Source organism: Mesobacillus sp. QJM3NY_10 (assembly GCF_056173465.1).
Genome location: NZ_CM149675.1, coordinates 3532026 through 3545450, shown reverse-complemented (window position 1 = coordinate 3545450; position 13425 = coordinate 3532026). Strand labels below are relative to the sequence as shown.

The following is a 13425-nucleotide window of genomic DNA, read 5'->3' as shown; positions in this document are numbered from 1 at the left end:
TATCATGCTAAGGAGGGCTTTTAAATGCGATTTGATGGGCGTGAACCCTTGCAATTAAGACCAATACATATTGAAACTGATTACCTGAAACATCCAGAAGGCTCTGTGCTGATCTCAGTGGGAGATACGAAAGTGATTTGTACTGCCAGCATCGAGGACCGCGTTCCTCCATTCATGAGGGGCGTAGGAAAAGGATGGATTACGGCAGAATACTCTATGCTGCCACGCGCTACTGAACAGCGGAATATTCGTGAGGCGGCAAAAGGCAAGATTACCGGGAGGACGATGGAAATCCAGCGTTTGATCGGCAGAGCGCTGCGCGCAGTTGTTAATCTTGAGGCTATAGGTGAGCGTACTGTTTGGGTCGATTGTGATGTCATCCAGGCAGATGGCGGCACACGTACTGCTTCAATCACCGGAGCTTATGTTGCGATGGCTATGGCTCTTGAGAAGCTGAGCAAGCAAAAGAAACTGTCTGGATTTCCAGTGACAGACTTTCTTGCTGCGACGAGTGTCGGGATCTTGAAGAATGGCGAGGCTGTTGTTGATTTGAACTATGTCGAGGATTCTGCAGCCAATGTCGACATGAATGTTGTCATGACAGGCAATGGAGAATTCGTTGAACTGCAAGGTACCGGAGAAGAAGCTACTTTTTCATACAGCCAGCTGCAGGAGCTTTTAAAGGCAGCACAAGATGGAATTACGGAACTCTTCGAAAAACAGAAGGAAGCACTAGGGGAAGAATTGACTGCCAAAATTGAGGGCGGAAAAAAGAGATAGGGGAGATCTCAAAATGGAATCAGTCATAATCGCGACAAAAAACATAGGAAAAGCTAAGGAATTCGAGAATCTTTTTTTGCCAAAAGGGTTAGCGGTAAAAACATTGCTCGATTATCCAGAAATTGAAGATGTAGAAGAAACAGGGACAACTTTTGAGGAGAACGCTATCTTAAAAGCTGAAACAATCGCTAATAATCTTGGAGTCAGAGTAATTGCAGATGATTCAGGACTCGAAATTGACGCATTGGAAGGCCGACCAGGTGTTTATTCGGCACGTTACGCAGGTTCTGAAAAAAACGATGAAAACAACATCGACAAAGTTCTTGAGGAACTTCAAGGTGTGCCAGAAAGTGAGCGCACCGCAAGATTTTGCTGTGCGCTCGCAATGGCAGAGCCAGGCAAGGAAACGGTGACGGTATTCGGGACATGTGAAGGAAGAATACTGAATGAACGCCGCGGTAGCAATGGTTTTGGCTATGATCCGATTTTCTTCGTAGAAACAGAAGGGAAAGCTATGGCAGAATTGGCCTCAGACGAAAAAAATAAAATCAGCCACCGGGCCAATGCGATCAGAAAACTGGATGACCTCCTGAAAAAGCGTGAAGATAGCCATGAGTAAGGTGCTGATTGTCAGTGACAGCCACGGATCAACAGAGGTACTTGAGGGAATTGAGAAGCTGCATGGGAATGATGTGGACTTGATGATCCACTGTGGTGATTCAGAGCTTTCTGAAAGCGATGCTGCTATTGTGAATTTCAGTTCGGTTAAAGGGAATTGCGACTTTTATGGCAATTTTCCTGATGATGAAACCCATGACGTAGATGGTGTGAAAATCTTTGTGACGCATGGGCATCTCTACTCAGTAAAGTCCACTCTCGTAAATTTATACTATAAGGCGAAAGAACTGCAAGCTGACATCGTATGCTTTGGACATTCACATTTGCTAGGAGCAGAAATGGTCGATGATGTACTGTTCATCAATCCGGGAAGCATCAGGCTGCCACGGGGCAGGACTGAAAAGAGCTATGCCATCCTTGAGCTGGAAAACGACAAAGCTATATTGCGGATCTATGACTATGGCAATGGAGAGTTGCCTGAGTTAAGGCAGGAGTTTTCACTTCACAAAACGAGTTGAAACTACTATAATGATTTTCTGAGGGGAATCAGCAGGTTTCCCTCAGAAAAAAAGTTATGATTTTGTTATTGACATTTAGTTGTTTGGCTAATATAATAAATCTTGTCTTTAAAAAACAACCAAGTCCCAGTAGCTCAGTTGGATAGAGCATACGCCTTCTAAGCGTACGGTCGGGAGTTCGAATCTCTCCTGGGACGCCATTTAAACTACATACTTTAACTCACCTTTTTGAAAGGTGAGTTTTTTTTATGTCCTCTCGTTCCTAACCGCTAGGAAGCTGAAGTCCAATAAAAAAATTTTATTTTTTACAAATGTGAATATATCAACAATGTAAGCGGATACAAATTAACTAACTAATCTAAATTATCAAATAATTTAGAAAAAGGGTGTTGACGAGTGTGAAAATTGGGCGTAAGATAATCCTCAAATAAAAAAAACAAGTTGAATGCATCTAAAGTGAACCAGGGTTTTATATTAATTTTTTGATAATGTAAAACTGTATTTTTTTAACCTGTTAATTTAATAATTTAAAGCGTCTATTTGTTAAAGGAGTGTTTATTGTGCCCGATCAGTGGATCTACTTAAACGGTGAATTTGTCACCAAGGAAAATGCTAAGGTTTCGGTATATGATCATGGATTTCTATACGGAGACGGTATTTTTGAAGGGATACGGGTATACAGCGGCAATATTTTCAGGATGGAAGAACATATGGACCGACTTTACCGGTCAGCTAAGTCCATCATGCTGAACATGCCACACTCTAAGGAGGAGTTCACCGGCCTGGTTGTTGAAACAGTGGAACGGAATCAACTCAGAGATGCTTATATCCGCATTGTCGTTTCCAGAGGTGTCGGGGACTTGGGGCTGGATCCCTATAAGTGCCCGAAAGTGAATGTCGTCATCATTGTTGAACCGCTCTCTATCTTTCCAAGAGAATTGTATGAACGCGGACTGGAAATTGTCACTGTTGCGACCAGAAGAAATCGTCCGGATGTATTAAGTCCAAAAGTAAAATCACTAAATTATTTAAATAATGTCCTTGTAAAAATTGAAGCACATCTGGCAAATGTTAGTGAGGCGCTCATGCTTAATGACCAGGGCTATGTTGCCGAAGGGTCAGCAGATAATATTTTTATCGTAAGGGGAAATGAATTCCTCACACCGCCAGGGTATGTTGGAGCACTTGAAGGAATCACCAGGAATGCGGTAATTGAAATCGCGAAAAATCTTGGGTATGAGGTCAAGGAGGAACCATTTACCCGCCATGATGTATACACAGCTGATGAAGTATTCCTTACCGGGACAGCAGCAGAAGTAATCGCGGTTGTTAAAGTGGATGGAAGAGTCATCGGCGATGGAGTACCGGGACAGCATACACAAAATATCCTGCGTGAATTCAGGGCGAAAGTCGTTGCAGATGGGGTTCAGGTCTATTCAGAAAAAGCTCATCAAGTAAGTTAACAAGGCTCTTATATTGTCACTTTCAATACCAAAATTGAATAAGGTAAAAGCGAGGACAGGGACAAGTAATTTAATGCGATCAGCATGCACAGAGAGCCGGGGTAGCTGGAAACCGGTGATGCCGCATAAAATGAACTCACCCTGGAGCGCCAGTTTGAAAGGATCCTAGTAAAACTGGTCGAGTGCACGGCACTTGTTATCAAAACCGGCAGCAGAAGCTGTCACGAGTGCACGCATCATGCGTGAATAAGGGTGGTACCGTGGAAAAGGAGATAAAGCCTATTCCATCCCTTTGCCTGGGCAACCTTAGGCATATGGAGATGGATGGGCTTTTTTATTTTGAAAAAATAGAAGTGAGTTCATAATGGGAGGTTCGATAAATGGAAGCTGCCTTGAAGGAAACAAAGGCTAAAACGAGTGAAGTAAGCGGCGCGGATTTACTGCTTAAGGCGCTGGAAAAGGAAAATGTCGAAGTCATTTTTGGCTACCCAGGAGGAGCTGTCCTTCCGATTTACGACAAACTCTATGATTCTAAAATTCTTCATGTGTTGCCAAGGCATGAACAGGGAGGAATCCATGCAGCGGAAGGGTATGCGAGGATCAGCGGGAAACCAGGCGTGGTAATCGCTACATCTGGACCGGGAGCGACCAATATCATCACCGGCATTGCCGATGCAATGATGGACTCTTTGCCGCTGGTTGTCTTCACAGGCCAAGTCGCGACAGGGGTGATCGGTACAGATGCCTTCCAGGAAGCCGACATTCTTGGCATCACTACTCCTATAACGAAGTACAACTATCAGATCAGGGACATAAAAGACATCCCGCGAATTATCAAGGAAGCATTTTATATTGCGACAAGCGGTAGGCCTGGTCCAGTCGTCATCGATTTCCCAAAAGACCTGGCAGCGGGTATATCGGCAGAACCAGCTGAGGAGGAAATCCACCTTCCTGGTTACCAGCCAACTATGGAGCCGAATTTCCTTCAGGTAAGAAAACTCTCCGAAGCAATAAGCAGGGCAAAAAGGCCGGTCATTCTTGCTGGGGCAGGTGTCCTCCACGCGAAGGCGTCGAGCCTGTTAAAAGAATACGCAGAACAGCAGAACCTTCATGTTGTCCACACATTATTGGGATTGGGAGGCTTTCCGGCCAATCATGAACTGTTCCTTGGAATGGCTGGGATGCATGGCTGCTATGCAGCGAACATGGCGCTTTATAATTGTGACCTGCTGATCAATATAGGAGCACGATTTGATGACCGGCTGACTGGAAACTTAAAACATTTCGCCCCAAAAGCAACTGTTGCCCATATAGATATCGACCCGGCTGAAATCGGTAAAAATGTGCCAACTCAAATTCCGGTCGTCGGAGATGCTGGAGAGGCGTTAAGACAATTGCTCAGGCTGGGAGCAAGTCCACCTCAACAGGAAGAATGGAAAGAAACACTCGCAGCCTGGAAGAAGGACTTTCCTTATCATTACGAAAACAGCGAGGTGCTAAAACCACAAAAGGTAATGGAGCTCCTATATGAAAAAACGGCGGGTGAAGCAATTGTCGTGACCGATGTCGGCCAGCATCAAATGTGGGCGGCACAATATTATCAACTCCAGCAGGCTGATCGATGGGTGACCTCAGGAGGACTCGGAACAATGGGATTTGGACTTCCTGCAAGCATTGGAGCACAGCTGGCAGATCCGGCAGCATGCGTTGTGGCCGTTCTCGGAGATGGAGGCTTCCAGATGTCAACGCAGGAGCTAGCGGTCATCGCAGAGTTTAAGCTGCCGATCAAAATAGCGATTCTCAATAACAAAGCGCTTGGAATGGTCAGACAATGGCAGGAGATTTTTTACAAAGAAAGATATTCCCACAGTAAAAATCCGGTCCAGCCATCTTTTGTAAAACTGGCCGAGGCCTATGGTATCAAAGGGTTTGAAATCAACTCCGAAGCAGAAGCGCATGTGGTCCTGAATGAGGTCCTGCATGATAAGGAGCCAGTGCTGCTCGATTTCAGGGTCGATGGTGCCGAAAATGTCTACCCGATGATCGCGCCTGGGAAAGGAATCCACGAAATGGTGGGAGTGAAGAAATGAAAAGAATCATAACGATGACGGTCTTGAACCGGCCGGGAGTACTTAACAGGATCACGAATCTATTTTCAAAGAGAAATTATAATATTGAAAGCATTTCGGTAGGCCTGACCGAGCAAGAGGGAGTTTCGCGGATTACATGCGTTGTCCATGTGGAGAATGACGGGATGGTCGAACAAATCACGAAACAGCTCAATAAGCAGATTGATGTCCTTAAGGTGGCGGATATCAGTGACCAGGCGATTGTCGCCCGGGAGCTCATTCTCATGAAAGTGCCCGTCCTTCCCCACAATAGGGCAGAGATTTATTCGATCATTGAGCCATTCCGGGCATCGGTGATTGACGTCAGCAAGGATAGCATCATCATCCAATTGACAGGCGAAACGGAAAAAATTGAGGCGTTTATTGATTTGATTAAACCATATGGAATCAGAGAATTGGCTCGTACCGGAACGACAGCATTCCCAAGGGGGAACCAGCGTACCGGCCAGCAAAAATCGTTTTCATTTGTGTAAGTTAAACTAAATTTCCATTCAGAAAGGGAGAGAAAATATGGCGAAAATGTACTATAACGGAGATGCAAATGAGGCTTATTTTAACGGAAAGAGAGTGGCAGTTGTGGGGTACGGCTCACAGGGCCATGCGCACGCGCAGAATCTCCGGGACAGCGGGGTTGAGGTTGTCGTTGGTTTAAGGCAAGGGAAGTCATGGGAGAAAGCGGAACAGGATGGCTTTGAGGTTAAAACAGTTGCAGAAGCTGTAGCTGCATCCGATGTAGTCATGATTCTTTTGCCTGATGAGAGACAGACCGCAGTGTACAAAAATGAGATTGAACCACAACTGACAGGCCAGGCGATCATGTTCGCCCACGGCTTTAACGTTCATTTTAACCAGATTGTCCCGCCAGAAAGCTGTGACGTCTTGCTTGTTGCGCCAAAGGGGCCGGGCCATTTGGTCAGAAGGACTTATCAAGAAGGAGCAGGAGTGCCAGCACTGTTCGCAATCCATCAGGATGTATCGGGTAGTGCAAGGGAACTTGCGCTGGCATACGCGAAAGCGATTGGTGCGTTGAGAGCGGGAGCACTTGAAACAACCTTCAAAGAAGAAACGGAAACGGATCTATTCGGAGAACAGGCAGTGTTATGTGGCGGGCTGACCTCGCTCGTGAAAGCGGGTTTCGAAACACTCGTCGAGGCTGGCTATCAGCCGGAACTAGCTTATTTCGAAACGATGCATGAGCTGAAGCTGATCGTGGACCTGATGTATGAAGGAGGACTCGAAGGAATGCGCTATTCGATTTCTGACACTGCTCAATGGGGCGACTTTGTCAGCGGGCCAAGAGTGGTGAATGACCAGGTTAAAGAGGAAATGAAAAGAGTCCTGACCGACATCCAGGAGGGTACTTTCGCCAAAGGCTGGATTGCGGAAAATGAAAACAACAGACCGGTCTTTAATAGCATCAATGAAAAAGAAAATACCCATCAGATTGAAGAGGTGGGGAGAGAACTGAGAAAGATGATGCCGTTTGTCAATAAACAAAAGCAGAGAGAAGTGGCTGCCAGTGCGAAGAATTAACATTTTTGATACGACTTTGAGAGATGGGGAACAGTCGGCCGGAGTCAATCTTAATTTTTCCGAAAAGCTGGAGATTGCCAGGCAATTAGAGAGGCTGAATGTTGACATTATTGAAGCTGGGTTCCCAGCCGCATCTAAAGGCGACTTTGCATCAGTAGCCGAAATTGCGCGACAGATTAAAGGGTGTTCGGTTACAGGGCTGGCGAGATCGGTTTTAACAGATATCGATGCAGCATGGGAGGCATTGAGACATGGCGCAGAGCCGAGGCTTCACCTGTTCATCGCCACCTCACCAATCCACAGGGTCCACAAGTTGAAGCAGACAAAAGAAGAAGTTATTGAGACGGCGGTAAAAACCGTGAAATATGCGGCAGCCAAGTTCCCTGTCATTCAATGGTCTGCAGAGGATGCCTGCCGGACCGAGCTTGATTTCCTTGCTGAAATCGTAGAAGAGGTTATTAAAGCCGGTGCAAAGGTCATCAATATTCCTGACACTGTCGGTTATATTTCGCCGCAGGAGTATGGCCAAATATTCACTTACTTGAGAGAGCATGTTTCTTCTATTAGTAAGGTCGACCTTTCAGCACATTGTCATGATGACCTTGGAATGTCCATCGCTAATTCACTTGCAGCAGTATCTGCAGGCGCCACACAGGTAGAAGGAACGATCAATGGGATAGGTGAGCGGGCAGGAAACGCGGCGCTTGAGGAATTTGCTGTTGCGCTTCATATTCGCAAAGATTTTTACCAGGCGGAAACGGGATTGAACCTTAAGGAGATTAGCAGAACGAGCAGCCTTGTCAGCAAGCTGACTGGTATGGCGGTGCCGGCCAATAAAGCAGTGGTCGGAAGGAATGCTTTTGCCCATGAATCGGGAATCCACCAGGATGGCGTTTTGAAAGAAAAAACTACCTACGAAATCATTTCACCGGAACTTGTTGGACTGCAGAATAACTCGATGGTTCTCGGAAAGCACTCTGGTCGCCACGCATTCCGCAACAGGCTGAGTGAAATTGGGTTGACCGTGCCGGATCAGGACATTAATAAGTTATTCGCCGTTTTCAAGGAATTGGCAGACAGGAAAAAGGAAATGACGGATGATGACCTCGTGGCGATCATCCTGGAAGAGAAGCTGTCAAAAGATCAGCAATATTATCGTCTTAATTCCATTCAGGTTCAATATGGGACCAACCAGGTTCCTACCGCGACGGTTACCCTGTATGGCTGCCAAAATGAAAAGATTCAGGAAGCGTCCACAGGTTCTGGCAGTATTGAAGCTTTATATAATACGCTTGAAAATTGCATGAAAGAAAAAGCAAGTTTGCTAGATTACAGGATTCAATCTGTTGGAGCCGGCAGGGATGCCCTGGCCCAGGTATATGTAAAGCTGGATTTTGGCGGCGTCGAGACGAGTGGAAGAGGCCTTGCACAGGATGTCCTTGAGGCTTCAGCAAAAGCCTATCTAAATGCAGTCAATAGAGTTTTATATATGGAAGAAACAAAGAAAGTCGCAGTTAATGGTTAAAAAATATCATTAAGAAATCGGAGGCGAATGTAATGGAAAAAAGGATCGCAATCCTGCCAGGAGATGGCGTAGGCAAAGAAGTAAGCAGGGGGGCGGTTACAATCCTCCAGGCAGTAGCTGAGCTTTTTAACCATAAGTTCCATTTTACTTATGGAGAAATCGGCGGGGCAGCAATCGATGAATTTGGAACCCCGCTCCCGGATCGCACACTCGATCTCTGTAAAGCTAGTGATGCTGTCCTGTTAGGGGCTGTTGGCGGTCCTAAGTGGGATCAGATGCCTGGACATATTCGCCCCGAAAAAGGCTTGTTGAAAATCCGGAAAGAGCTCGGGTTATATGCGAATGTCCGGCCGGTTCAATACTACTCCAGTATTTCCGGGATTTCACCGCTTCGCAAGGAAATCGTTGAAGGTGTTGACATGGTAGTGGTCAGGGAATTGACCGGCGGGCTTTACTTTGGGAAACCGAGTGAAAGAAGTGTCCAAAAAGGCGAAGCTTCAGTAGTAGATACATTGTTTTACCAGAAAAACGAGATTGAGAGAGTCATCCGCTATGCATTTGAGTTGGCTGCCATGAGAAAAGGCAAGGTCACTTCTGTGGATAAAGCAAATGTTCTGGAATCGAGCCGAATGTGGCGCGAAACAGCAGAGGAGGTGGCGAAGGACTATCCTGATGTTCAACTTAATCATATGCTGGTCGATAATGCGGCGATGCAGCTGATCAAGAACCCGCGCCAGTTCGATGTGCTCGTCACAGAGAATATGTTTGGTGATATTTTAAGTGATGAAGCATCCGTGCTGACCGGCTCGCTTGGCATGCTGCCATCAGCCAGCGTTTCGGCTGCAGGACCATATCTGTATGAGCCTATTCATGGATCTGCACCGGATATTGCTGGAATGAACGCGGCTAATCCAATCGCGATGATCCTTTCAGCTGCGATGATGCTCCGACTGTCCTTTGGCCTTGAAGAAGAAGCTGAGGCAATCGAGAATGCAGTAGAGCAGGTGCTGGACGCTGGCAGCAGAACCCGCGACATTGCCTTGTTTGGCACACCGTTCTTAACAACTGAGGGAATGGTTGAGGAAATCAAAGCCGCTCTGCTGGACAATGAAGCGATCCTGAATATCATGAGTGCTTACGCATAAGGCCTGAATCTATTTCATCGGACATTTTGAAAATCTCAAAAACGAACACTAAGCCAGGCAGGCGAGATAGAAGTGTTTATAAAAAAGGGGAGGGTACCATTGGGGAAAACAATCATCGAAAAAATTTGGGAGAAGCATGTTGTGCATCGGGAAGAAGGTAAACCAGACCTGGTATATATCGACCTTCATCTTGTCCATGAGGTAACCTCGCCGCAGGCTTTTTCGGGACTTAGGATGAAAAAAAGGTCTGTACGGAGACCGGATTTGACATTTGCGACGATGGACCACAATGTCCCTACGATTAACCGGAATGAAATTAATGATCCTGTTGCGAAAAACCAGATGGATACTTTAAGGGATAATTGCCTTGAATTCGGCATTCCATTGGCTGATCTGGACAGTCCTGAACAGGGCATTGTCCATGTCATCGGACCTGAGCTAGGCTTGACACAGCCAGGAAAGACCATTGTGTGCGGAGACAGTCACACTTCGACGCACGGTGCATTCGGAGCCCTGGCATTCGGTATCGGTACGAGTGAGGTTGAGCATGTCCTTGCCACTCAAACACTCTGGCAGACAAAACCAAAAACTCTGAAAGTCGAGGTGTCTGGCTCTCTGGCACCAGGCGTGAGCGCAAAGGATTTCATTTTGTTCATTATCAGTAAATACGGAGTTAATTTCGGTACTGGTTACGTCATCGAATTTTGCGGTGATGCCATCAGGAAAATGTCGATGGAGGAAAGAATGACAATTTGCAATATGTCAATTGAAGGCGGGGCGAAAGCATCAATCGTTGCTCCTGATGATATAACCTTTGCCTACCTGAATGGAAGAAAATATATTGCGCAGGGAGACGCCTTCCTCGATAAAATACTGGAATGGCAGCAGCTCTCTTCTGATGAAGATGCAGTGTATGACCATTCTATCGAGATTGAAGGCGATGCCATATCGCCGATGGTCAGCTGGGGCACGAACCCATCGATGACTGCTCCGGTCACGGACAGAGTGCCTTACCTAAATGAATGTGATACTGATACAGAAAAGAAGTCACTAGAAAGGGCCTTATCATACATGGGGCTGGAGGAAGGTCAGCCAATCACAGATATTAATGTAACTAAGGTCTTCATTGGCTCCTGTACGAATTCAAGAATTGAGGATCTCAGGGCAGCCTCCGATGTGATCAAAGGGAAAAAAGTCGCTCCTGGAGTCGAAGCAATTGTTGTGCCTGGTTCTCAACAGGTCAAGAAGACTGCCGAAGCAGAAGGCATTGCCCAGGTGTTTATAGAAGCGGGATTTGAATGGAGAGAATCCGGCTGCAGCATGTGCCTGAGTATGAATGCAGACATTGTGCCCGCCGGGGAACATTGTGCTTCCACTTCAAACCGCAACTTTGAGGGCAGACAGGGAGCCGGAGCGCGTACCCATTTAGTCAGCCCTGCAATGGCAGCAGCTGCCGCACTTCATGGGCATTTTGTAGATGTCAGGTCGATCGTTAGTATTACCGTTTAGCTTTCTTATTTTCCAAATTAAGGACGAAGGTGCAATTAGTCGGCTTAACGGTGCAATTAATTAAGTTTTCGGCTCAATTAATCGCTTGAATGGTGCAATTATCCGTTTTTACGTGCAAATATCCTCGTTGAGTAAGAGAATAAATTTCCAGCAAGAAATATAGCTGCAAAAATGACCCGAAACCGGTATATTTCGGGTCATTTCACTACCTATTTGCAAAGTTTGCTTTGGGAAAAATTTATATCACTACCATTTTGCTGAATTTAGTTCTACAAAAATATATTTTCCGTGGAAGGGAGCCTGAAATGTCTAGTTTTACAGAAATGAAGGGAAAAGTCGCAGCGATGGACCGGACAAATGTGGACACAGATCAAATCATTCCAAAGCAATTCCTGAAAAGAATCGAAAAAACAGGTTTTGGGCAGTACTTGTTTTACGACTGGCGCTATAAACCAACTGGAGAGCTGAATGACGAATTTGAACTCAACGACCCGGTTAACGAGGGAGCAAGTATTTTAATAGCGAATGAAAATTTCGGCTGCGGTTCATCCAGGGAGCATGCGCCATGGGCTTTGCTGGATTACGGATTCAAGGTTTTGATCGCCCCGTCATTTGCTGATATTTTTAAACAGAATTGCCTGAAAAACGGAATCCTTCCTGTTGTACTGCCAGAAAAAGACGTTTCCTATTTGCTTAAGAATGCAAGCGGGCAGGCATATGAACTGATGGTTTCACTAGAACAGAAGAGAGTTTATGACAACCAGGGATTCGAAGCCAAATTTGACATCACTCCATATTGGTATAATATGCTCCTCAATGGCTGGGATGAAATCGAACTAACCCTTCAGCTCGAAGGAAGTATCAAAGTATTTGAAGAAAAGCATATAGAAAAAATAATCTAATTCGAAAAAATTACGATTGATTCACAGGCCCTGCTTGTGAATCTTTTTGTTTTTTCAGGGATTCGTGCTAAACTTTCTAAAAAAGCTGAACTCATGAAGCAAAAAGAGGAAATCAAAAGAGTTTAACTATTAAAAGTAAGGCGGTATGTGTATGAATAAACGGGAATCAAAAAAGGATAAAGTGATCCTGTTTCCCGGTCTGGAAAAGCGTCTGTTGGAAAAGGGTCTGGATTATTTGAAACAGCAAAAGTACAGGGATGCGATTCAATTTCTCGAGCAGGCATTGGAACATGACCCTGAGAATAGTGAAGTATACGTCGGCCTTGTTCTCGCTAATTATGAAGCAGGCAATACCCATCAGGCGAAGGAACTCGTTGCAGAGATGCTGCGGAGTGGGCTGGGTGATTACATACAAGTGATTGACATGTATTTAATGATCCTTGTCCAGTTGAATGAATACAGTGAAGTGGTCACGACTATCGAAGCTCTTCTGGAAGAACGGGAAATTCCTGCAGACAAGCATGAGCATTTCATCACCATGCTTGAATTTGGCAGGCGGATGCTTAATGGCGAAACAGAAGTGGAGCCCATTGAGGGGTTTGAAGAGGAACCTGAAGAGGATGAGCTTAATCTGTTTGACTATAAGAATCCCAATGACCAGGTGATGATTGCTGCGGGCCTCGCTAAGGTAAACATAAGACCTTATATAAAAAAAATAAGGGAGTATGTCGCGACAGAAGATGGCCATCCTTTCTTAAAAACAATGCTGCTTAATATTTTGAAAGAACAAGAGTATGCAGAAGAAACACAAATACATAAATTCGGCTGGACAGAATCGTTCAATCCTGCAAACTTACCGGAGCTGAGGGATTTTATTGAGAACAGTGGTGTGATCAAACTATTAAGCGATGAGATTGAAAGTGATGATCCTGTCTTATTCGAAAACGTCCAAAGGTTGGTCGAGCGTTATTTCTTTCTGATCTACCCATTTAAACTGCCAATCGGGCAGGTTTCGGCCTGGGCTGCTGCCTGCCATTTCATCGCTAATGAGTATTATGGATTTGAAGATCCACTAGAGTCATTTGCTGGAATATACAACAGCCAGATTGAGGAGACAGAACAGGTTCTGGACTTTATCCGGAAGCTAGAAGAAATTTCTTACCCGATAATATAGTCCAAGCTGTTGAAACGAAATAAACCTGTGTTATAATGTAGTGGTTGTATTATGTAAAAATCATTCTATTTTACATTTAATCTGGAATATTGCTTGGTAAACAAGGGTATTCATCGTCGAATGAAAATG

Annotated in this window: 12 protein-coding genes, 1 tRNA gene and 1 other annotated feature; all 13 genes read left to right on the top strand. The window is 45.3% G+C overall.

From position 1 onward, the window contains the following. The first annotated feature begins 24 nt into the window (after positions 1–24). Positions 25–780 (top strand): ribonuclease PH, encoded by a 756-nt coding sequence (rph, locus tag AC0VX7_RS17885; RefSeq protein WP_475425271.1) that lies wholly within the window; start codon positions 25–27, stop codon positions 778–780. Positions 781–793: 13 nt separating this feature from the next. Continuing rightward, a complete protein-coding gene (locus AC0VX7_RS17880) occupies positions 794–1399 on the top strand; it encodes an XTP/dITP diphosphatase (protein ID WP_475425270.1) in 606 nt (201 codons plus the stop codon). Continuing rightward, positions 1392–1916 (top strand): metallophosphoesterase, encoded by a 525-nt coding sequence (locus AC0VX7_RS17875; protein ID WP_475425269.1) that lies wholly within the window; start codon positions 1392–1394, stop codon positions 1914–1916. Before AC0VX7_RS17880 ends, AC0VX7_RS17875 begins: the two co-directional genes overlap by 8 nt. 123 nt (positions 1917–2039) lie before the next feature. Continuing rightward, positions 2040–2116: transfer RNA gene (locus AC0VX7_RS17870), tRNA-Arg, on the top strand. A gap of 360 nt (positions 2117–2476) precedes the next feature. Then, positions 2477–3379, top strand: coding sequence for a branched-chain-amino-acid transaminase (gene ilvE / locus AC0VX7_RS17865; RefSeq protein WP_215036523.1), 903 nt, complete (start codon positions 2477–2479; stop codon positions 3377–3379). A 43-nt stretch (positions 3380–3422) separates the two neighbouring features. Then, positions 3423–3674 (top strand) — a binding site (T-box leader). Positions 3675–3759: 85 nt separating this feature from the next. Next, entirely contained in the window at positions 3760–5469 is a 1710-nt protein-coding gene (gene ilvB / locus AC0VX7_RS17860; RefSeq protein WP_475425268.1) for an acetolactate synthase large subunit, read from the top strand. Beyond that, entirely contained in the window at positions 5466–5981 is a 516-nt protein-coding gene (gene ilvN, locus AC0VX7_RS17855) for an acetolactate synthase small subunit (RefSeq protein ID WP_041964063.1), read from the top strand. Before ilvB ends, ilvN begins: the two co-directional genes overlap by 4 nt. A gap of 37 nt (positions 5982–6018) precedes the next feature. Continuing rightward, on the top strand, positions 6019–7041 hold the full coding sequence (gene ilvC, locus AC0VX7_RS17850) for a ketol-acid reductoisomerase (protein ID WP_475425267.1): 1023 nt from the start codon (positions 6019–6021) through the stop codon (positions 7039–7041). Continuing rightward, the gene (locus AC0VX7_RS17845) at positions 7028–8566 is read left to right on the top strand and encodes a 2-isopropylmalate synthase (protein WP_475425266.1); all 1539 of its coding nucleotides are present in this window, start codon (positions 7028–7030) and stop codon (positions 8564–8566) included. The genes ilvC and AC0VX7_RS17845 overlap by 14 nt, the downstream gene beginning before the upstream one ends. Positions 8567–8598: 32 nt before the next feature. Beyond that, positions 8599–9711, top strand: coding sequence for a 3-isopropylmalate dehydrogenase (gene leuB, locus AC0VX7_RS17840; RefSeq protein WP_475425265.1), 1113 nt, complete (start codon positions 8599–8601; stop codon positions 9709–9711). Between the two features lie 99 nt (positions 9712–9810). Further along, positions 9811–11220 (top strand): 3-isopropylmalate dehydratase large subunit, encoded by a 1410-nt coding sequence (leuC, locus tag AC0VX7_RS17835; RefSeq protein ID WP_475425264.1) that lies wholly within the window; start codon positions 9811–9813, stop codon positions 11218–11220. Between the two features lie 305 nt (positions 11221–11525). After that, positions 11526–12122, top strand: coding sequence for a 3-isopropylmalate dehydratase small subunit (gene leuD / locus AC0VX7_RS17830; protein ID WP_475425263.1), 597 nt, complete (start codon positions 11526–11528; stop codon positions 12120–12122). A gap of 151 nt (positions 12123–12273) precedes the next feature. Further along, positions 12274–13296, top strand: a complete 1023-nt coding sequence (locus AC0VX7_RS17825; RefSeq protein ID WP_475425262.1) for a tetratricopeptide repeat protein — start codon at positions 12274–12276, stop codon at positions 13294–13296. Positions 13297–13425: the final 129 nt, after the last annotated feature.

Bases quoted from the DNA above. Each gene is read 5' to 3' on its own strand.
- AC0VX7_RS17825 (WP_475425262.1), top strand. From the start codon at position 12,274: ATGAATAAACGGGAATCAAAAAAGGATAAAGTGATCCTGTTTCCCGGT.
- rph (WP_475425271.1), top strand. From the start codon at position 25: ATGCGATTTGATGGGCGTGAACCCTTGCAATTAAGACCAATACATATT.
- leuD (WP_475425263.1), top strand. From the start codon at position 11,526: ATGTCTAGTTTTACAGAAATGAAGGGAAAAGTCGCAGCGATGGACCGG.
- ilvC (WP_475425267.1), top strand. From the start codon at position 6,019: ATGGCGAAAATGTACTATAACGGAGATGCAAATGAGGCTTATTTTAAC.
- ilvB (WP_475425268.1), top strand. From the start codon at position 3,760: ATGGAAGCTGCCTTGAAGGAAACAAAGGCTAAAACGAGTGAAGTAAGC.
- ilvN (WP_041964063.1), top strand. From the start codon at position 5,466: ATGAAAAGAATCATAACGATGACGGTCTTGAACCGGCCGGGAGTACTT.
- leuB (WP_475425265.1), top strand. From the start codon at position 8,599: ATGGAAAAAAGGATCGCAATCCTGCCAGGAGATGGCGTAGGCAAAGAA.
- AC0VX7_RS17875 (WP_475425269.1), top strand. From the start codon at position 1,392: ATGAGTAAGGTGCTGATTGTCAGTGACAGCCACGGATCAACAGAGGTA.
- AC0VX7_RS17880 (WP_475425270.1), top strand. From the start codon at position 794: ATGGAATCAGTCATAATCGCGACAAAAAACATAGGAAAAGCTAAGGAA.